The sequence below is a fragment of the Bacillus sp. JJ675 genome (assembly GCF_036963165.1).
In the GTDB taxonomy this organism is placed as follows: Bacteria; Bacillota; Bacilli; order Bacillales; family Bacillaceae; genus Bacillus; species Bacillus glycinifermentans.
In genome coordinates, this window is the sequence record NZ_JBALMR010000084.1 from 44829 (window position 1) to 66011 (window position 21183).

At 47.5% G+C, this 21183-nt stretch carries 18 protein-coding genes and 1 pseudogene; all 19 read left to right on the plus strand.

Features of this window, described 5'->3' with window-relative positions; translation table 11 throughout:
• The first annotated feature begins 41 nt into the window (after positions 1 to 41).
• Entirely contained in the window at positions 42 to 1139 is a 1098-nt protein-coding gene (gene murG, locus V7126_RS20340) for an undecaprenyldiphospho-muramoylpentapeptide beta-N-acetylglucosaminyltransferase (protein ID WP_175076841.1), read from the plus strand.
• 28 nt (positions 1140 to 1167) lie between these two features.
• On the plus strand, positions 1168 to 2079 hold the full coding sequence (murB, locus tag V7126_RS20345) for a UDP-N-acetylmuramate dehydrogenase (RefSeq protein ID WP_046130727.1): 912 nt from the start codon (positions 1168 to 1170) through the stop codon (positions 2077 to 2079).
• 181 nt (positions 2080 to 2260) lie between these two features.
• A complete protein-coding gene (locus V7126_RS20350; protein WP_046130726.1) occupies positions 2261 to 3052 on the plus strand; it encodes a cell division protein FtsQ/DivIB in 792 nt (263 codons plus the stop codon).
• A 29-nt stretch (positions 3053 to 3081) separates the two neighbouring features.
• On the plus strand, positions 3082 to 3741 hold the full coding sequence (locus V7126_RS20355; protein WP_396335469.1) for a DUF881 domain-containing protein: 660 nt from the start codon (positions 3082 to 3084) through the stop codon (positions 3739 to 3741).
• Between the two features lie 24 nt (positions 3742 to 3765).
• On the plus strand, positions 3766 to 4491 hold the full coding sequence (locus V7126_RS20360; protein WP_175076839.1) for a DUF881 domain-containing protein: 726 nt from the start codon (positions 3766 to 3768) through the stop codon (positions 4489 to 4491).
• A complete protein-coding gene (locus tag V7126_RS20365) occupies positions 4491 to 4844 on the plus strand; it encodes a small basic family protein (protein ID WP_046130723.1) in 354 nt (117 codons plus the stop codon). Before V7126_RS20360 ends, V7126_RS20365 begins: the two co-directional genes overlap by 1 nt.
• A 184-nt stretch (positions 4845 to 5028) precedes the next feature.
• Positions 5029 to 6327: a cell division protein FtsA gene (gene ftsA / locus V7126_RS20370; protein ID WP_046130722.1), complete on the plus strand. Its 1299-nt coding sequence runs from the start codon at positions 5029 to 5031 to the stop codon at positions 6325 to 6327.
• A gap of 34 nt (positions 6328 to 6361) precedes the next feature.
• A complete protein-coding gene (gene ftsZ, locus V7126_RS20375) occupies positions 6362 to 7498 on the plus strand; it encodes a cell division protein FtsZ (protein ID WP_046130721.1) in 1137 nt (378 codons plus the stop codon).
• A 332-nt stretch (positions 7499 to 7830) separates the two neighbouring features.
• The gene (locus V7126_RS20380; RefSeq protein ID WP_175076838.1) at positions 7831 to 9339 is read left to right on the plus strand and encodes a S8 family serine peptidase; all 1509 of its coding nucleotides are present in this window, start codon (positions 7831 to 7833) and stop codon (positions 9337 to 9339) included.
• 197 nt (positions 9340 to 9536) lie between these two features.
• A pseudogene (locus V7126_RS20385) lies at positions 9537 to 13831 on the plus strand (S8 family serine peptidase).
• Positions 13832 to 14018: 187 nt separating this feature from the next.
• A complete protein-coding gene (gene spoIIGA / locus V7126_RS20390; protein WP_046130719.1) occupies positions 14019 to 14948 on the plus strand; it encodes a sigma-E processing peptidase SpoIIGA in 930 nt (309 codons plus the stop codon).
• A gap of 61 nt (positions 14949 to 15009) precedes the next feature.
• Positions 15010 to 15729 carry an RNA polymerase sporulation sigma factor SigE gene (sigE, locus tag V7126_RS20395; RefSeq protein ID WP_003181573.1) on the plus strand — a complete coding sequence of 240 codons (720 nt, stop codon included), beginning with the start codon at positions 15010 to 15012 and terminating at the stop codon, positions 15727 to 15729.
• A gap of 139 nt (positions 15730 to 15868) precedes the next feature.
• A complete protein-coding gene (gene sigG, locus V7126_RS20400; protein ID WP_046130718.1) occupies positions 15869 to 16648 on the plus strand; it encodes an RNA polymerase sporulation sigma factor SigG in 780 nt (259 codons plus the stop codon).
• Positions 16649 to 16784: 136 nt separating this feature from the next.
• Positions 16785 to 17582 (plus strand): ABC transporter ATP-binding protein, encoded by a 798-nt coding sequence (locus tag V7126_RS20405; protein ID WP_175076836.1) that lies wholly within the window; start codon positions 16785 to 16787, stop codon positions 17580 to 17582.
• A 283-nt stretch (positions 17583 to 17865) separates the two neighbouring features.
• Positions 17866 to 18711: a putative RNA methyltransferase gene (locus V7126_RS20410; protein WP_335498617.1), complete on the plus strand. Its 846-nt coding sequence runs from the start codon at positions 17866 to 17868 to the stop codon at positions 18709 to 18711.
• Between the two features lie 120 nt (positions 18712 to 18831).
• Complete coding sequence (locus V7126_RS20415) at positions 18832 to 19065, plus strand: YlmC/YmxH family sporulation protein (protein ID WP_046130773.1); 234 nt, start codon at positions 18832 to 18834, stop codon at positions 19063 to 19065.
• A 123-nt stretch (positions 19066 to 19188) separates the two neighbouring features.
• The gene (gene pgeF / locus V7126_RS20420; RefSeq protein ID WP_175076834.1) at positions 19189 to 20028 is read left to right on the plus strand and encodes a peptidoglycan editing factor PgeF; all 840 of its coding nucleotides are present in this window, start codon (positions 19189 to 19191) and stop codon (positions 20026 to 20028) included.
• Positions 20029 to 20035: 7 nt separating this feature from the next.
• Positions 20036 to 20731: a YggS family pyridoxal phosphate-dependent enzyme gene (locus V7126_RS20425; RefSeq protein WP_175076833.1), complete on the plus strand. Its 696-nt coding sequence runs from the start codon at positions 20036 to 20038 to the stop codon at positions 20729 to 20731.
• A complete protein-coding gene (sepF, locus tag V7126_RS20430) occupies positions 20728 to 21180 on the plus strand; it encodes a cell division protein SepF (RefSeq protein WP_046130714.1) in 453 nt (150 codons plus the stop codon). Before V7126_RS20425 ends, sepF begins: the two co-directional genes overlap by 4 nt.
• Positions 21181 to 21183 lie beyond the last annotated feature (3 nt).

The following is a 21183-nucleotide window of genomic DNA, read 5'->3' on the forward strand; positions in this document are numbered from 1 at the left end:
AGGGTTATCGTCATGTACATAAGAAATGAGGGGGAAACCAGATGCGGATCGTTGTAAGCGGAGGCGGAACGGGCGGACATATCTATCCCGCCCTCGCATTTATTAAAGAAGTCAAACAGCACCATCCCGACGTGGAGTTTTTGTACATCGGAACAGAGAAGGGCCTTGAGAAAAATATCGTCGAGCGGGAAAACATCCCTTTTAAAGCGATTGATATCACGGGCTTTAAACGAAAGCTTTCATTTGAAAACGTCAAAACGGTGATGCGGTTTTTAAAAGGAGTCAAGGAGTGCAAGAAGGAGCTAAAACGCTTTAAGCCCGATGCGGTGATCGGAACGGGCGGCTACGTGTGCGGACCGGTCGTGTATGCCGCTTCGAAATTGGGAATTCCGACGATCATACACGAGCAGAACAGCCTTCCGGGACTCACCAATAAATTTTTATCCAAATATGTTGATAAGGTAGCCATTTGTTTTGAAGAGGCAAAAGCACATTTTCCGGCTGAAAAAGTTGTATTCACCGGAAACCCGAGGGCCTCTGAAGTCGTCTCAATAAAAGGGGCCCAGTCTCTCAAGTCCCTCGGGCTTCAGGAAAACAAGAAAACGGTTCTCATTTTCGGAGGAAGCCGCGGCGCCGCTCCGATCAACAAAGCTGTGATCGGCATGCAGCAGGAGCTCAAAACACGGGATTATCAAGTTCTTTATGTTACAGGGGAAGTTCACTATGATAAAGTAACGGAAGAGCTAAATAAACAGGGCGCGGCCGAAAATATGGCCGTCAAACCGTTTTTGCATCAAATGCCGGAATATTTAAAAGCGCTGGATGTCATCGTGGCGCGGGCCGGTGCGACGACCATCGCCGAAATCACCGCGCTCGGCATTCCGAGCGTCCTGATTCCGAGCCCGTATGTTACCGCCAACCACCAGGAAGTCAATGCGCGCTCGCTCGGCGACCGGAACGCCGCAGTCGTTTTGAAAGAATCAGAGCTTAATGGACAGCGGCTCATTCAGGCGATCGATCATATTTTACAAGACGAAGAAACGTTACAAGAGATGAGCGAGCGTACAAAGTCCCTCGGTGTTCCAGACGCTGCCCAGCGTTTGTATCAAGTATTGAATGAACTAAAGCAAGCGAAATAAGTTTATAAGAGTTTTTGGAGGTTTTTCGATGGATAAGGTGATACAAGAATTAAAAGATCTTCAAGTCGGCAAAGTTCTGGAAAATGAACCGCTCGCAAATCATACGACGATTAAAATCGGCGGCCCTGCCGATTGTCTCGTCATTCCAAAGGACATTCAGGCAGTCCGCGATACGATGGAAGTCGTGAAAAAGCATGGCGTCCAATGGAGGGCGATCGGCAGAGGCTCAAACCTTCTCGTTCTTGATGAAGGCATTAGGGGCGTCGTCATCAAGCTTGGAGCAGGGCTCGATCATATGGAAATCGACGGCGAGCAGGTGACGGTCGGCGGAGGCTATTCCGTCGTGCGGCTGTCTACTGGCATCAGCAAAAAAGGGCTTTCAGGCCTTGAATTTGCTTCAGGCATTCCGGGATCTGTCGGGGGAGCGGTATACATGAATGCCGGCGCCCACGGCTCCGATATCAGCCGGATTTTGGTTAAAGCTTTGATTCTCTTTGAAGACGGGACGATGGAATGGCTGACGAACGAAGAGATGGAATTCAGCTACCGCACATCAATCCTGCAGAACAAGCGGCCGGGCATTTGCCTTGAAGCGGTTCTGCAGCTCGAACAAAAAGAGCGCGATGCGATCGTCGCACAAATGCAAAAAAACAAAGACTACCGGAAGGAAACGCAGCCTGTCTCAAACCCTTGCGCGGGAAGCATCTTCAGAAATCCCCTCCCGGATCACGCCGGAAGGCTCGTTGAACAGGCCGGGCTGAAAGGGCATCAGATCGGCGGAGCAAAGGTTTCCGAAATGCACGGCAACTTCATCGTCAACGCAGGCGGCGCAACCGCAAAAGACGTTCTTGATTTGATTGCGTTTATCCAAAAAACGATTAAAGAAAAATACGATATCGACATGCACACGGAAGTTGAAATCGTCGGAGAAAAACGGTAAACGACAAGACCGCCTTATGATATAATGTAACAAAAACAAACGGCATCTTTAGTATGTCGTTTGTTTCGCTAACGGAAGTTTTTCATTTTCAAGGTTTGGAGACTTAGCGTCTTCTTCCCGAATAAATATAAGCAAATAAAAGTTTTTTTGTCTGCTTGATTGAACCTGAGGTGAGCCCAACGTGAAACCCGGTATTGATAAGGAAAAAGTAGTAAATATAGAAGAGCGGATTCCAAAAATCAAAGAACAGAGAAAGCAAAAGGCGAACCGCCGGCTGATCACATTTATTCTGCTTTTTTTTACGATGATGCTGATCATCATCTACCTTCAGACCCCGATCAGCAAGGTGTCCGAAGTCGAGATCAAAGGCAATCAAAACGTTCCGGCAGACGACGTCATTTCACAGTCCCAAATCTATAAAGGGCAGACGGAATTCTGGAGCCTCAGTAAAGAAAAAACCGAAAAAAGGCTGGAGGAAAATAAATTAATAAAAAAAGCCGAAGTATCAAAAAAGCTGCCCAACAAAATCGCAATCTCGATCGAAGAATATAAGAGTATCGCGTTTTTGCAAAAGCATAATGTGTATTACTCGGTGCTTGAAAACGGGACGGTCCTCCCTGAAGAAGTGACGCCGACTGACAACGGACCGATATTGAACGGCTGGACGGAGGACAAAAAGCTCGTTCAAATGGCCAAACAGCTTGACAAACTCCCTGATTCAGTAAAGGATTCGATTTCTGAGATCGACTACGCCCCTCAAAAATCAAACCCTTGGCTTGTCAGGCTTTATATGAATGACGGCTACATCGTCACGGCTTCAATTAAAACGTTTGCGAAGAATATGAAGAACTATCCCGCCATCGTCAGCCAGCTTCCAAAAGGAGAAAAAGGCATCATCCATTTGGAAGTTGCGGCATACTTCGAATCTCTGCAAAAGAAATCCAAAGACAGCAAGAAGGAAGACGGACGTTGAAGAGACATACGGTCAACCTCTCACTTGCCATGCTCGTATTGGGTTTCCTTTTGTCTTTTTCCTACCAGTTCACAAAAGAAAACAAAGGCCGCGGAGAAGCCGCAGAAGACTGGAAAACGGAATATTCCCTCCGCGACCGGCTGATAACGGAGGAAAAGCAGAACAAAGCGCTGGAAAAGGAATTATACAAGAAACAGCAGGAAGTACAAAAAACAGAGGCATCGCTCAAAAACGAGAAAAAGGAATACTACAACATTGTTGAAGATGTTGAAAGATACAGAATGTTTGTCGGCGAAATCGGCGTTCAGGGAAAAGGCATTGAAGTCACGCTGAAAGATTCATCATATGTGCCGGAAGGGGAGAATGTAAACAATTATATTGTTCATGAAAGCCACATTTTCCGCCTGCTGAATGAATTGTGGATCTCAGGCGCGGCCGCTGTATCGATTAACGGACAGCGCGTGACGCATCATTCCTATATTTCCTGCAACGGACCGGTCATCACGGTTGACGGCACCCAGCATCCGGCTCCGTTTGTCGTTTCGGCCATCGGGGAGGCAGACGTGCTGTTCTCTGCGCTAAACATAGAGGGAGGCATCGTCGACCAGCTGACCCGGGACCATGTTTCAGTCAGCATCGAGAAAAAAGATAAAATCGAGATGGAGCCTCTTTTGAAACAAGGAGAATGAAGAAGAAAAGTTGGTGGGCGGATCTTGAAAAAACACGATCGTTCCGTCAGTTTAAGCGCTTTGATGCTCATATTCGGGATCATGCTGGCCGTACAGTTTAATTCCTTGAAGGAGCCCGAAGTCCGCGACACAAGGGATATTTGGCAGCTTCGCGAGGATTTAAAAAAGGAACAGAAAAAGCAGCTTGAATTGATCGGCGAAATCGACAAATACGAAAACATGCTCGGCACGTACAGCCGGGAGGAAGACCATTCGCGGACAAAAGCGCTGAATGACACCCTTCAGCACTTAAAAAAACAGGCCGGCTTCACCGATGTCACCGGCAGCGGCATCACGATCACGATCTCCCGGCTGTTCTCCGATGAATTAACGGGAGAGCCCCTCAAAAACCCGCCCCCTGATCTTTTGAAAAAGCTGATCAATGAATTAAACATGTATGAGGCGGAGGACATTTCCATCAATGACAGGAGGGTTGTCAATACGACCGTGATCAGAGACATCAATGGAACGACGAAAATAGACGGTTATCCATTGGACAACTATCCGATAACAGTAAAAGTCATTGGGAAAGACGCCGATAAACTATATAGCCGAATGAATGCTTCATCCCTTCAAGATCTGTTTGCGGGAGAAAATCTGGATTTGCAAATCAACAGACCTGAAAAACGCATCAAAATCAAGGCTTACGACGGTCAAATGCAAGTGGCACCATTGAAACCGCTCGAAAAATCAAAAGGAGAGAATTCCTAATGTGGCTTCCGGTTTTAGGGCTTTTGCTCGGAATTGCCATCGGGTTCAGCACGAACTTAACAATTCCGGAAGAGTACTCGAATTATTTGTCTTTAGCCATTCTCGCATCGCTTGATACGCTGATCGGGGGAATAAGGGCCCATTTACAATGTGTATACGATGAACTAGTTTTTGTGTCGGGCTTTTTTTTTAACATCATTCTCGCGATAAGTTTGGCTTTTCTGGGCGTTCATCTTGGTGTAGACTTGTATTTAGTCGGCATGTTCGCATTTGGCGTCAGACTGTTTCAAAACATAGCGGTCATCAGAAGAATATTGCTCGCCAAATGGACGGCCACAAGGAGAAAAAAATAAAAAAAATCGGATTTAAAAGAGGATATACATAGGATATAACGAATATTCACAGTAATCCTAAAAACTAAACAGAAGCGTGTTGGTTCGTTATTTATTGTTACACACTTGTAAAACCAGATTCATTGTATTGTTGTTCGGCAAATAATAGAATAGAATTGACTGAAATGTGAGGAGGTGCCATAGAATGAACAACAATGAACTTTACGTCAGTCTAGACATCGGTACGTCCAATATAAAAGTGATCGTCGGTGAAATGTCAGATGAATCGCTTAACATTATCGGAGTCGGAAATGTTCCCTCAGAGGGGCTGAAAAAAGGATCAATCGTTGATATAGATGAAACGGTTCATTCTATAAAAAAAGCGTTTGAACAAGCTGAAAGAATGATAGGTTTTCCGCTGAGACACGCCATTGTCGGCGTTAACGGCAACTACATCCATATCCAGGATACGAACGGGGTTGTGGCGGTTTCAAGCGAAAACAAGGAGATACACGTTGAAGATGTACGCCGGGTCATGGAGGCGGCCCAAGTCGTTTCCATCCCTCCAGAACAGCTGATTGTCGATGTGATTCCGCGGCAATTTATCGTTGACGGAAGAGGCGACATAACGGATCCGAAGAAGATGCTCGGCGTCCGCCTTGAAGTTGAAGGCTCGCTGATCACCGGTTCAAAAACGATTCTACATAACCTGCTCCGCTGCGTGGAACGGGCGGGAATTGAAATTACGGATATATGCCTGCAGCCGCTGGCTGCCGGATCTGTCGCTTTATCGAAGGACGAAAAAAACCTCGGGGTGGCTTTAATCGATATCGGCGGCGGCTCGACGACGGTTGCCGTATTTGAAAACGGCCATCTGCTCGCAACCCGCGTCGTTCCGCTCGGGGGCGAAAACATTACGAAGGACATTTCGATCGGTCTCCGCACGTCTACGGATGAGGCTGAGAGGGTGAAAAAACAGTTTGGACATGCTTTCTACGAAGAGGCGTCAGACGAGGAAGCATTCGAGGTCGCCGTGATCGGGACAGACCAAAAACAGACGTTTACCCAGCGGGAAGTGGCTGACATCATCGAAGCCAGGCTCGAGGAAATCTTTTTGTTTGTGGCGGAAGAGCTTCGGAGCATGGGGATTAAAGAATTGCCCGGCGGGTTCGTCCTTACGGGCGGACAGGCGGGAATGCCGGGTGTCCTCAGCCTCGCACAGGAAGTTCTTCAAAACAACGTCAGAGTGGCTAGCCCGAATTATATCGGCGTGAGGGAGCCCCAATACATGACAGGGGTCGGGCTCATCCAATTCGCATACCGGAACGCAAAAATCCAAGGCAGAAAAGTAGGCTTTAAAATGCCGGCGGAAGCGGTTCAGGAAGTCGCGGCAACTCACCAGAAAGAAGTGCAGCAGCGTCCGAAGCCAAAATCCAAGCAGCAGGCTCAACCTGAGAAAAAGCAAAGCAAAATGAAGAAAATATTTAACTTCTTTTGGGAATAGAGATTAGTCATTCGACGGATTAGGAGGATATAGCATGTTAGAGTTTGAAACAAATATAGACGGCTTAGCATCGATTAAAGTAATTGGAGTAGGTGGCGGCGGAAACAATGCCGTCAATCGGATGATCGAAAATGACGTTCAGGGAGTCGAGTTTATCGCGGTCAACACCGATGCTCAAGCCCTTAACCTTTCAAAAGCGGAAACGAAAATGCAGATCGGCGCGAAGCTGACGCGCGGCCTCGGCGCCGGTGCCAATCCGGAAGTCGGCAAAAAAGCGGCAGAGGAAAGCAAAGAACAGATCGAAGAAGCGTTAAAAGGCGCTGACATGGTGTTCGTTACAGCCGGAATGGGCGGAGGAACAGGAACAGGAGCCGCACCGGTTATCGCTCAAATCGCCAAAGACCTCGGCGCTCTGACTGTCGGCGTCGTGACAAGACCGTTTACGTTTGAAGGAAGAAAAAGACAGCTTCAAGCTGCAGGCGGCATTTCGGCAATGAAGGAATCTGTCGACACATTGATTGTCATCCCGAATGACAGACTTCTTGAGATCGTTGATAAAAATACACCGATGCTTGAAGCGTTCCGCGAAGCGGATAACGTCCTGCGCCAAGGTGTTCAGGGCATTTCAGACCTGATTGCAACACCGGGACTGATCAACCTTGACTTCGCCGATGTCAAAACGATCATGTCAAACAAGGGATCTGCACTGATGGGTATCGGTATCGCCACAGGCGAAAACCGCGCTGCCGAAGCCGCTAAAAAAGCCGTTTCCAGCCCGCTTCTTGAAACGGCGATTGACGGCGCACAAGGCGTCCTCATGAACATTACGGGCGGAACGAACCTGAGCCTGTATGAAGTGCAGGAAGCAGCTGATATCGTCGCTGCTGCGTCAGATCAGGACGTCAACATGATCTTCGGATCTGTCATCAATGAAAACTTAAAAGACGAGATTGTCGTAACCGTTATTGCGACCGGGTTTATCGAACAGGAGCCGGATTCAGCAAAGCCGCAGAACAGACCTTTAAACCAAGGCTTTAAACAGCATCAGCCAGCTCCGAAGCGCGAACCGAAGCGCGACGAACAGGTCAGCATGCCTCACCGCAGCCAATCCCAGCCTGCTGAGGATACGCTTGACATCCCGACTTTCTTGAGAAACCGCAATAAACGCTAATGAATAAACGAGAGGCTGCTGATCCGTTCAGCAGCCTTTTAAAATTGAAACTCCATTGAATTCCCCCGAAACAACCAGAACAAAAGGCTTGCCGCTCAACACTGCCTTTCTGCCTAAAATCACGCGACGCCGGCAAGTACGGCGGACTATACCGTAAAAATGCGGATGCGTAAAAAGTATCAATTTATCGATCAATTGCAGCACGGTGACAAAAACCGACAAAATCTACGAGCTTTTTCTTTTACATTATAGATGCCTTCTTTTTTCTAGACATAGAAATGCAAGAAGCGGCAAATCGCGACTAGATTCGCAATGTAAAAGGAGGATGCCAGTTGAAGAAAAAGCCAATATATCGCACATTGACGTGCGCGGCAATTATCGGTGCACTGCTGGTGCCCGGGGCTGTTCAAGCCGACGGCGGCACAGCGGGGAAAGACGTGAAAGGACATAATAAAATATCAGACTCTCTTTACAAGGACTTTGAATCAAACGAAAAGGTCACATTTTTAATTAAAATGAAAGATCAGGCCAATCCGCAGCATACCGCACGAGTGGCAGAGACGAATGCCAAGGCGAGCATTATGACTAAGAAAAGGGTAAAAGAGCTCAAACGTTCGGCGGTTCTCACCTCTTTAAAGACAAAAGCCGAAAACACGCAAAAAGACTTGAAAACGTATTTGCAGACACAAACGAAAAAAGGTGCCGCATCGCAGGTGGAATCATTTTATATCGTAAATGGAATGGCGGTGACGGCCACAAAAGAAGTGATGGAAAAAATAGCGGCGTTTCCAGAAGTGGAGAAGGTGCTTCCAAATCAAACGATCAAATTGAGCGAAACGGAAAAAGCCGCAATCGATACAACGTCGAAAGCTTCATCTTCCGAGGCAGCGGCAAACATCAAGCAAGTGCATGCACCTGATGTCTGGAAAAAACGGTATAAAGGCAAAGGAACTGTCGTCGCATCGATCGATACCGGCGTTGAATGGGATCATCCGGCATTAAAGAAAAAATACCGCGGATATAATCCTTCAAAGCCGAACAGCCCGAACAACGAATATAACTGGTTTGACGCCACAAGCAATAAAAAAACGCCATACGACGATCTCGGCCACGGCACACACGTGACCGGAACGATGGTCGGATCAGAATCAGGCGGAAAAAACCAGATCGGTGTTGCACCTACTGCGAAATGGATCGCTGTCAAAGCTTTTTCACAAGAGGGCGGAAGTGAAAAAGACCTTTTAGAAGCGGGCGAATGGATTTTGGCGCCGAAAGATGCAAAAGGGAAACCGCACCCTGAAAAAGCTCCGGATGTCGTCAATAATTCCTGGGCCGGCGAACGCGGGCTTAATGAATGGTATCGCGACATGGTGAAGGCTTGGCGTGCGGCGGATATTTTCCCGGTATTTGCAGCTGGGAATGTGAGCGAAACCGAGCCGGGCGGACCTGGATCTGTCGAAAATCCTTCCAACTATCCGGAATCTTTTGCAATCGGAGCGGTTGACAGTACGAATGCTTTAGCCGATTTTTCATTGCAGGGGCCATCTCCATACGATGAAGTCAAACCGGACCTTTCCGCTCCCGGCGTGAGCATCCGCTCAGCTTATCCGGGACACAGATACGCAACGATGGACGGCACATCGATGGCAACTCCGCATGTTTCAGGCGTTGTTGCATTAATGAGGCAAGCCGATCCGAACATCACCGTTGATGAAATCGAGCGCATTTTGCGGAAAACGGCGAAGCCTCTGACGGACAAAACGTTTAAAAGTTCGCCAAACAACGGGTATGGATACGGATTGGTCGATGCGCTAAAAGCGTTCAAAGAGGCCAAGAAATAAATATCTTCTCAAAAAAGACAAAACCTTTTACCGGTTTTGTCTTTTTTTAACTAATTTTAAAAAGCCATGACAAATAACGACAAAAAAATAAACCAATATTTACTATATTTAAATGAACAACCCGGTCAGACAAAACATTACAAACGAGAGGGGGATGTCTGCTTTTACGCATTTTAATTGAAAAAGGGGGATTTCATTTGAAAAGAAAGCTGAAAAAGAAGGCCTTCTGCTCCATGTTAAGCGGGCTTCTGGCCGCATCTATGCTGATGCCCGCCGCTTCTGCCGCAGAATCGGCATCACCGCTCACTTCTTACAAAGAACAAGCAAAACAAAATGCTTCCACCAAGAAAAAAATTTCGTCATCTCTTGTCAAACAATTCAAAAAAGAAGATCAAGTCACGTTTTTGATTAAAATGAAAGATCAAGTCGACACGCAAAAAGTCGCGAAACAGGCGGAAAAGAAAGCAAAATCGAAATCTTTGAGCTCGGTGAAAGCGGAATATCAAAAACGCTCAGCAATTGTTTCGTCATTAAGAATCAAAGCGGATGAGACGCAAAGCCATCTTCAAAGCTATTTAAAAAAGCAAGCGAAAAAAGGCAAAGCAAAAGATATTCGCTCATTTTACATCGTGAACGGAATGGCGGTCAAGGCGACAAAAGACGTGATGGAGCAGGTGGCTTCCTTTCCGGAAGTCGAAAAAGTGCTTCCGAATGAAACGAGGCACCTGATTAAACCGGTCAACAAGTCCGTCAGCAAAAAATCGGTCCAGGCCAGTGACGGTATCGAATGGAACATTGATCAAATCGGCGCTCCGAAAGCATGGGAGGCAGGGTATGACGGAAGTGGAACCGTCGTCGCTTCCATCGATACGGGCGTTCAGTGGGATCACCCGGCGCTTAAAGAAAAGTACCGCGGATACGATCCGGCGCATCCTGACAGTCCAGATCACGAATTCAACTGGTTTGACGCAACAGCCGGAAGATCAGAGCCTTACGACGACCTTGAGCATGGAACGCATGTAACAGGCACAATGGTCGGCTCAGAGCCCGGCGGCAAAAATCAGATCGGAGTTGCGCCTGGATTGCGGTGAAAGCTTTTTCCGAGGATGGCGGAACAGATGAGGATCTCCTCGAGGCGGGGGAATGGATTTTGGCGCCTAAGGACAAAGACGGGAATCCGCACCCTGAAATGGCTCCGGATGTCGTCAATAATTCCTGGGCAGGCAATGCCGGTCTTGATGAATGGTACAGGGACATGGTTAAAGCGTGGAGAGCCGCCGACATTTTCCCTGAATTTTCCGCAGGCAATGTCGATTTCTTTAACCCGGGAGGCCCGGCTTCAATCGCAAACCCGGCAAACTATCCGGAGGCGTTTGCAACGGGTGCGACAGACATCAACAAGAAACTGGGCGACTTTTCTTTGCTTGGTCCGTCCCCTTATGATGAGACAAAACCCGAAATCACCGCCCCCGGCGTAAACATTCGTTCATCGGTTCCGGGAAGCGGATATCAAGACGGCTGGGACGGCACTTCAATGGCCGGGCCGCATGTCTCGGCGGTTGCAGCACTTTTAAAACAAGCAGATTCATCGCTTTCCGTCGATGAAATTGAGCAGATTTTAATGGATACGGCAACACCTTTGACTGACAGCAAATTTACCGAATCACCGAACAACGGGTACGGCCACGGGCTCGTCAATGCGTATGAAGCGGTATCAGCCGTCACGGTAGGACTCGGCAAAGCCGAAGGCAAAGTCGGAAAAGAAGGGGAAGACCAAAAGCCGCCGTCCGTAAGCCATGAAGCGCAAAAAGAGGTATTTGCAGGCGCCGATATTCCGTTTACGGCTGAAGCAGAAGATGACGTCAGCATCATCTCGGTCAAACTGAGCTATAAAACGGATTCTTCCGATTGGAAGACGGTAGATGCGAAGCGAATCAGCGGCGACCATAAAAAAGGTTCGTATGAAGCGGTCATTCCTTCTTTGGAAGGAAAAGTCCTCACCTATAAGTGGATCGTTACGGACTTCGGCGGAAATCAAACGGAATCTGACGTATATGAAGTACCGATATCCCCGGCGGTGTCAACCGGCTATAAACAAGATTTTGAAAAGCCTGCGCTCGGATGGTCAAGCTACGGCGAAAAAAACTCGTGGCAGCAGGGAGTCCCGGAGTCAGGTCCGAAATCAGCCGCCTCAGGCAAGCAGGTATACGCGACAAACTTGACAGGGCCGTATGACGATTCAGCCAATATGAATCTTTTGATGCCTCCGGTCTACGTGCCAAAAAATCAAAAGCTGTTTCTTCATTTTAAGTACTGGCATGAATTTGAAGAGGACTTTGACTACGGCTTCGTTTTCATACAGCCTGAAGGTAAAGAAGAATGGGTGCAGGTCATTCAATTCAATGGCGTGACGCCTGATTGGATGGATGAAGAAATCGATCTGTCACAATACGCGGGGCAGAAGATCAAAATCATGTTTAACCTTCAATCTGACGACAGCATTTCAAAAGACGGCCTTTACATCGATGATGTCGAACTCATCAAGGAACCGAAAGGCGTCGGCAAGAAAAGCCGCTTAGGCGTTGAAAAACGTTCAGCGGGCATGAAGGACAGAAATTCGAAAAAGCAGACGATCGATCCGAAAAAAGCGAAACCTGCTGATGCCATCGTGCGCGGGCAGCAGAACGGAAAAGCGTTACCGGCTGTGCTTCCGCTCAGGGCAAAGGTGAGCGTGCTCGAAACGGGAAAATCGACATACTCAAGCCAAGCTGACGGATCATACAGCATGGCTCATTCGCCGGGAACGTATACGATGAAAGCCGAGGCGTACGGATATGAGTCAAGCGCTCAAACCGTAACCATTGAGGCTGATAAGACGACAGCCGCCGACTTCGTGCTGAAGGAATTGAAAAAAGGCACGATCACGGGGACTGTGAAAAACAAAAAAACCGGAGAACCCGTTCGAAACGCAAAGTTGTACATCCTTGAAGATGCGGCCGTCAAACCGGTGCAAACCGATGAAAACGGCAAGTATTCAATAACGGCCTACGAAAATTCCTACACGGTAAAAGTCGGGGCGAAAGGGTATTACAGCAGCGAATTTACGGTTGACTTAAAAGGCGATGTCACAAAAGACATTGAGCTCGACCCTTATCTCGGCTATCCGGGAGAAATCGGCTATGATGACGGAACCGCAGAAAACGCTTATGCTTTTTATGACAAAGGCAATGCGTTCGCCGTCAAAATGACGCTCGACAAAGGACAGGAAAAAGCGATGCTGAAAGGCGGTAGATTTAAATTTTGGGGAGCCGATTTTCCGGATCCGGGCGGCACCGATTTTGCGGTCGAAGTCTATGATGCGTCAGGCGACAAAGGATCTCCGGGCAAAAAAATCGCCGGCCCGTTCAAGGGTGAAGCGCTGCGGAACGGCGATTGGACCGAGGTTGATCTGAGCGAAGAGGGCATTATCGTCGGGAAGGATTTTTATCTCGTATATGTCCAAACGAACGATATGGATCATTCCCCTGGCCTCGCCACTGACGAAGACGGGGAATACTCTGGACGGAGCTTTCAATTTACGGACGGCGCCTGGTCGAAAACGCCTGCAGAACAAGGCAATTTCATGATCCGTGCCCTCGTCGACTACGAGGTATCAGTCCCGGTTATCACATCGCCGAAAGACGGACTGGTCACCAATCAGAAAAAAGTCGTCATCGAAGGAACGTCTTCTCCGACAACGACCGTGCATCTGTTTAACGGCAAGGAAGAAATCGGAACTGCAGAAACAACAGGAGACGGTACATTTTCAACAGAAATCGAGCTTCAAAAAGGGGAAAACGTCATAACCGCCAAAGCTTCCGCGGCTTCGGGAACGACGGATGCCTCATCTCCGGTGCGGATCATACTTGACCAGACAAAACCGCGGCTTTCCATTGATTCGCCTGAAGACGGATCGAAGCTTAACAAAGAAACCGTAACTGTAAAAGGCACCGTCTCAGACGATAATTTGGATTCGGTGAAAGTGAACGGCAAAAAAGCAACAGTTGAAAACGGCCAATATTCGGCCCGGATTCTCCTGGACAACGGGAAAAACGAAATCAAAGTGACAGCGGCTGACACGGCGGGAAATAAAACGACCAAAAAACGGACGATCGATGTAAACTTTGAAGCGCCGAACATTGCAAATTTAAAGCCGGATGAAGATCGGCAGCTGAAAACGGGAGAAACTGTAAAAATCGAGTTTGAAAGCAGCGCCGATTTGGATGCCGTGTTTGTCATCAGGATGCCGCTGACCAACGTAAAAACAGCCGCGCAAAACGTGACTGAACTTCCGCTGAGAGAAGTGTCGAAGGGCAAGTATGAAGGCTATTGGACCGCCACCTCGGCTTCAAAAGCAAAGGGAGCGGAAATCGAAGTCATCGTCCGCGATGATTACGGGAATGAAGCAAGAAAAACGGCAAAGGGCAAGCTGTATATAAATGAAAAACCTTAAATTAAATGTGAAGCGCTGTCGGATGACGACAGCGCTTCTTCTTTTTGTCATCGACAAATTCGGTATGAATTTCTCAAAAAATGTACCATCTGCGCAACATTAATTGACAGACTTTCCCTTTGGGCTTGATTTATACTTATGAAAACAACTATGCAGGAAAGAGAATACGAACCGAAAGGGGACGGATGTGGAAGTTTATTTGGATGCGATTTGGCTGTTGAATTTTTGTTTTGACTTGCTGCTTTTACTGTTGACCGCATTTATGCTGAAGCGGAGGGTTAAAAAGCGGAGGCTGATCTTAGGAGCGCTTATCGCGTCAAGCATCGTTCTGTTCATGTTTACTCCTTTTTCGCCGTATGTCCTCCATCCGGCCGGCAAGCTGTCTTTTTCCATCGTAATCGTTCTTTCGACTTTCGGGTTTAAACGGTTTCGCTTTTTTTTGCAGCATTTGTTTTCTTTTTATTTTGTCACTTTTTTAATGGGAGGGGGAATCATCGGAGTTCATTCTTTGATGGAGACGGACTCGATCTTGGAAAACGGCGTCTTTATGACCAATTGGTCCGGATTTGGCGACCCTGTCAGCTGGCTGTTTGTTGCTGCGGGATTTCCGGCTGTCTGGCTGTTTTCCAAAAAGCGTTTTGAGGACGTGGAGGCGAAAAAGATCCAATACGAAGAACGCGTTTTGCTGGAGGTGGATGTCGAGGGGCATACGCTTCATTTTCATGGACTGATCGATTCCGGCAACCAGCTCTACGACCCGATTACAAAAACGCCTGTCATGATTGTCAATATCGGAAAGCTGAAAAGCATGCTTGGCGAAGAAGCAAGCACGGTCATCTTGGAAAACAGCCCGCTTGACGCCGTCGGCCTGCTCGATGACCGGTTTCCGCACTTCGGCCGAATCCGCTTGATCCCATACAGAGGCGTCGGCCATCAGCATCAGTTTTTGCTGTGTGTAAAGCCGGATCATGTGCTCATTTATACGAAAAAGGAGGTTCTTGAAGCGCCCAAATGCCTGATCGGCATCAATACGTCGCCGCTTTCGGCCGACGATGAATTCGATGCGATCGTCCACCCGAAAATGATGTCCGGCCATCCTGTCAAACGCGTTTCGTAAAACCTCGGGCCCCGTTACACTATCATACTCCCGGGGACGCTTATTTAGAAGGGGGAGGAAAATGAAAAAACTAAAATTAAGGCTGACCTATTTATGGTATAAACTTTTAATGAAGCTCGGTTTAAAAAGCGATGAAATTTACTATATCGGAGGAAGCGAAGCACTGCCGCCTCCATTATCGAAAGACGAGGAACAGGTGCTTCTCCATAAGCTGCCTGACGGCGATCAGGCGGCGCGGGCAATTTTGATCGAACGCAATTTGCGGCTTGTCGTATATATCGCCAGAAAATTTGAAAATACGGGCATCAACATCGAGGATTTAATTTCGATCGGCACGATCGGCCTCATCAAGGCGGTGAACACGTTTAACCCCGAGAAGAAAATCAAGCTGGCTACATATGCTTCAAGGTGCATAGAAAACGAAATATTAATGTACTTGCGGCGGAACAATAAAATCCGTTCGGAAGTATCATTTGATGAACCGCTGAACATCGACTGGGACGGAAACGAACTTTTGCTTTCGGATGTACTCGGCACGGAAAACGACATCATCACCAAAGATATCGAAGCAAACGTCGACAAAAAGCTGCTGAAAAAAGCGCTCGAGCAGCTGAACGACAGGGAAAAGCAAATCATGGAGCTGCGATTTGGCCTTGTCGGAGGAGAAGAAAAAACGCAAAAAGATGTGGCGGATATGCTCGGTATTTCGCAATCGTATATTTCCCGGCTTGAAAAAAGGATCATCAAAAGATTGAGGAAAGAATTCAACAAAATGGTGTAATTTTTTTAAAAAAATTGAAGCTTTGGCAGCAAAGGGTTTGTCTGATCGCCTGCTTATTTTTGGGAATTCGCGATGCATATTTTTCCCACCCGAGGAGATACTGAACTTTGTACAGCAGCTCCTGTAGGGAGGGAAAAAAGTGTCGAGAAATAAAGTTGAAATCTGCGGGGTTGATACATCAAAACTGCCCGTGCTCAAGAATGAAGAGATGAGAAAGTTATTCAAGCAAATGCAGGAAGAAGGAGACCGCTCAGCAAGAGAAAAGCTTGTTAACGGCAATTTGCGCCTTGTCTTAAGCGTCATTCAAAGGTTTAACAACAGAGGAGAATATGTTGATGACTTATTTCAAGTCGGCTGTATCGGACTAATGAAATCAATTGATAATTTTGATCTGAGCCACAATGTTAAGTTTTCAACATACGCTGTACCGATGATCATTGGAGAAATCCGCAGATATTTGCGCGACAACAATCCGATCCGCGTATCGCGGTCACTCAGGGATATCGCGTACAAAGCGCTTCAGGTCAGGGAGCGTCTCATCAGTGAGACAAGCAGGGAGCCGACAGCCGAAGAAATCGCCAAAGTACTGGAAGTCCCTCACGAAGAAATCGTCTTTGCCCTTGATGCCATTCAGGATCCCGTATCGCTGTTTGAGCCGATCTATAATGATGGAGGAGATCCGATCTATGTAATGGATCAAATCAGCGATGAGCGGAACAAAGATTCGCAATGGATTGAAGAGCTTGCTTTAAAAGAGGGCATGAGACGGCTCAATGAGCGCGAAAAAATGATCCTCAGAAAGCGCTTCTTTCAAGGGAAGACGCAAATGGAAGTCGCCGAGGAGATCGGAATTTCCCAGGCCCAGGTATCACGGCTCGAAAAAGCAGCAATTAAACAAATGAATAAGAATATCCATTAAAGCCGCAGACACCCTGCGGCTTTTACACGTTCACAAGAGGAAAATGATCATTCACATTGCCGTCTTTATAAGCTATAATAAAAGAATTATATTTTCATTTATCAGAATATTTACATAATTAGAGAGGGGCATAACCATGGTTTTACAGCTTGAACAAGCGTCATTAAAGCGAAACGGAAAATGGATACTAAAGGGGGTGGACTGGACCGTAAAGGGTGGAGAGCACTGGGCGCTGTACGGTTTAAACGGCGCCGGCAAAACGGCTTTGCTCAATATGCTGTGCGCATACTATTTTCCTACAGCAGGGAGGGTGAACGTACTCGGGCATGAGTTCGGCAAATCGGAGCTCGGCGAAAAGCTCCGCCGCAAGATCGGGCTTGTCTCAGCAGTATTGCAGCAAAAGCTCTACCCTGAGGACTCAGCCTTTGAAATCGTCCTCAGCGGCGCATTTGCTTCGATCGGACTGTACCAGACACCGACACAGGACATCAGGGAAAAAGCCATTTCCTTTTTGGAAGAATTCGGGTCGATCGATTATGCGGACAGAAGGTATGAAACGCTGTCACAGGGAGAAAAGCAAAAAGTGCTGATCTCACGGGCGCTAATGTCCGACCCCGAGCTCCTGATTCTTGATGAGCCTGTCACAGGCCTTGATTTCATCGCAAGGGAACAGGTGCTGGAAACGATCGAAAGCATAGCGAAAAAAGAAGGCGCGCCATCGATGCTGTATGTCACTCACCACGCCGAAGAAATTCTTCCGGTTTTCGGCAAAACGCTGCTGCTAAAAAAAGGGGAAGTATTTGCTAAAGGGAAAACGGGAGAAATGATGTGTGACGATGTTTTATCAGCCTTCTTTGAAACGCCTGTAAAAGCCGTCTGGACGGATGGCAGGCCGTATTTATCAAAGAAAAAGCCCGCCAATGTGAACGGATAGATTCAAGGAACGGCGGCTGATGAAAGCGGAAGCCGCCTTCTCTGAGTCTGTATCAAACAAATGCCGCTTTCCAGATCGGCAATGACCTGTTAAGATATAGAAGAACGTCATTAATAAAGGAGTTCACCATCATGATCATCCAATTCATTCGTTACAGATAATGAAAGGTATAGACAAGAGAACGGCACCCACACTGTCGGTTTTTTAACAATCCGATGGAGCGGGTTTATTTGTCTATGTCTTTTTCATTTATCTAACAAACGAATGAATGAGGTGCAGCATGATGAATAAGAAGTTGAAAAGCGCAGCGCTTATGAAGAGGCATGAGATGATGTTTCAATGCCCGCTTTGCGCCGCAGATATGACCGTTATCGATTTAAAAAGTTTAATTTGCAGAAACAGGCATACATTTGACATTGCAAAAGCGGGGTATTTGAATGTCGTGCAGCATTCTTCCGCTGTCAAATATGACAAAGATTTGTTTGAAGCAAGGAGAGCAATAGCCGCCGGCGGCTTTTTTGAACCGCTCGAAAGAATGGTCACAGACCGGATGAAACAAGCAGGCCTGCCGTCCGGCAAAACCGTTACAATCCTTGATGCAGGCTGCGGAGAAGGCTCTCATTTGGCGAGAATTACCGAAAAACTTCAATCGCGCTCAGGGCTGTCCCTTCTTGGCGTCGGAATGGATTTGTCGAAAACGGGGATTTTGGCGGCGGCCAAGCATGAAAGAGAGGCGATTTGGTGTGTCGCCGATCTGGCAAACGCCCCGTTTCGGAACCGTTCAATCGATGTGATCCTCAATATTTTGTCGCCTTCCAATTATGCGGAATTTAAGAGGCTGTTATCAGACGACGGCATCGTCATCAAAGCGATTCCAAAGGGCGGCCATCTGAAGGAATTAAGGGAAGCCTTCTACGATGCCCCGGAAAAGCCGTCCCGGTCCGACCCGGCAGACCGATTCCGCGCGCACTTTGACCTGAAAGACAGGACGGACTATTTACCGCACTGTTTTAGACCGGCAGCAGCTCCTGCCGCTCATCAAAATGACGCCTTTATCCTGGAACGCAGAGAAGGAACGAATCGCATCCTTTGCAAAAAAAGAATCGGCTTCCATTACCGTTCACCTTGATATTTTAATCGGCGGAAAAAAAGCTGAATAAAGTAACCGAAAAGGCAGTCTAAATAAGAGACTGCCTTTCATATAAATAGAAAAGGACAGCTGATGATAAGGGAGGCGCGCTTAAAAAAGATGATGAACATTTCCGAATTCCAGGTGAAGGATGTTGTCAATGTATCAAACGGAAAAAAGCTCGGCAGCATCGGCGACATTGACATCAATGTTACAACAGGGAAAATCCAGGCGATCGTGATCGGGGGAACGGGGAAAGTATTCGGATTTTTCGGAAAAGAAGAGGAGATTGTCATTCCGTGGCGAAATATAGTTAAAATTGGGGAAGACGTCATTTTAGTTCGTTTAAGCTAATCATATTTCAAAAAATACATTTCGTTTAGTTTTTTGAAACGAAACTAAACGAAAGCGGAAAGTTGTGTTAAAATAGGAGCGATATGATGTAAGAATAAGACGTTTGTCGAAAGGCTGATCAGCATGAGTACATATAAACCCTTTCGTCTTGATGCTCCGTCATTGCTTTTGATCGAGGATTGGGATCAGCCGGCGGAAGCCGGCGGAGCGATTACAGCGGGATTTACGACAAAAAACGGCGGGGAAAGTAAGCCGCCTTTTCAATCATTAAATACAGGGCTGCACGTTCAGGATGATGAACGGCATGTCGAAAAGAACCGAAAAAAGATTGCCGGCTTTCTGCAAACAGATCTGCGTAACTGGGTGTTTGCGGACCAGACGCACGAAGACCGCATTCAAAAAGTGACGCGCGAACATGAAGGCAGAGGCGCTTTCCAATATGACACGGCTTTAGAGGCAACAGACGGGCTGTATACAAACGAGAAAAATCTATTTTTAGCGCTCTGTTTTGCAGATTGCGTTCCTGTTTATTTTTACGACCCTGTGCGCTCGCTTGCCGGTGTCGCCCACGCGGGATGGAAAGGAACCGTCAAGGGAATTGCCGGGAAAATGGTTGAAACCTGGGTCACCCGTGAAGGGTCTAATCCAGGGGATATCCAAGCCGTGATCGGCCCTTCGATCGGCGCTTGCTGTTATACGGTGGACGACCGTGTCATCAACAAAGTGAAACAGCTTCCGCTTCAAGAGGTAGACAAAGCTTTTTTGCCGGCTGAAGAAGGGGAGTACAGCCTGGAACTGAAAGAAGTGAACAGGCAGCTTCTTATACATGCGGGAATTCCCGACGCGCAAATTAAAGTCAGTTCGCTGTGCACAAGCTGCGAGCGTTCCCTGTTTTTCTCCCACCGCAGAGACCGGGGAAAGACGGGACGGATGATGTCCTTCATCGGGTTAAAGGAGGTATAGCTAACAGGTGGATGTAAAAAGCAATCTACGACATATACAGGATAGAATAGACGAAGCGTGTAAAAGGGCGGGAAGATCGCCCGGCGAGGTATCCATCATCGCTGTTACCAAATACGTCTCGCCCGAGAGAGCGCGGGAGGCGCTTGATGCAGGGATCAAGCATTTGGGTGAAAACCGGGATTCCGGGCTGCTTCATAAGCATGAGATGCTGAAGGACGACGGTCCGGTATGGCATTTTATCGGAACGCTGCAAACGAGAAAAGTAAAAGCGGTTATCGATCACGTTTCATATATTCATTCTTTGGACAGGCTTTCGCTTGCGGATGAAATCCAAAAAAGGGCGGGAAAACCGGTTGACTGTTTCGTGCAGGTCAATACGTCCCTTGAGCCTTCAAAACACGGCATGGCGAAAGAAGAGGTTCTTCCTTTTGTGAAAAAACTGTCCGCGTATGAAAACATCAGAATCGTCGGGCTGATGACGATGGCGCCGTATACGGACGACGAGGCGGAAATCAGAAACTGTTTTCGCCAGCTGAGAGAGCTGCGCGACGAGGTTCGGAAGCTGGATCAATGGAACGCGCCTTGCAGCGAGCTGTCGATGGGAATGTCGAATGATTTTACAATCGCTGCCGAGGAAGGCGCGACATTCGTCAGAATCGGATCTTCCTTAGTCGGAAATGAAACTGGAGGTGGACAATCATGAGTCTTAAAAACAAGTTCAAAAACTTTTTTTCCTTGGATGATGAGGAATATGAATACGAATATATTGAAACAGACAGGGAGGAAATCCCTGAAGAAGAGGAATCAAAAGACAGAACCGCCTACCAGTCAAAAGCGGCTGGGAAGCAGAATGTCGTAAGTTTGCAAAGCGTGCAAAAATCTTCTAAAGTAGTGTTAAGTGAGCCTCGGGTGTACGCGGAAGCCCAGGAAATAGCAGACCACGTGAAAAACCGCCGCTCCGTCGTCGTCAACTTGCAGCGCATTCAGCACGACCAGGCCAAAAGAATCGTCGATTTCTTAAGCGGAACGGTCTACGCCCTCGGCGGCGATATTCAGCGGATCGGATCTGACATCTTTTTATGCACGCCTGAAAACGTCGATGTATCCGGCACGATTTCCGAGCTCATAGAAGAAGAACATCAGAGGTGGTAAATC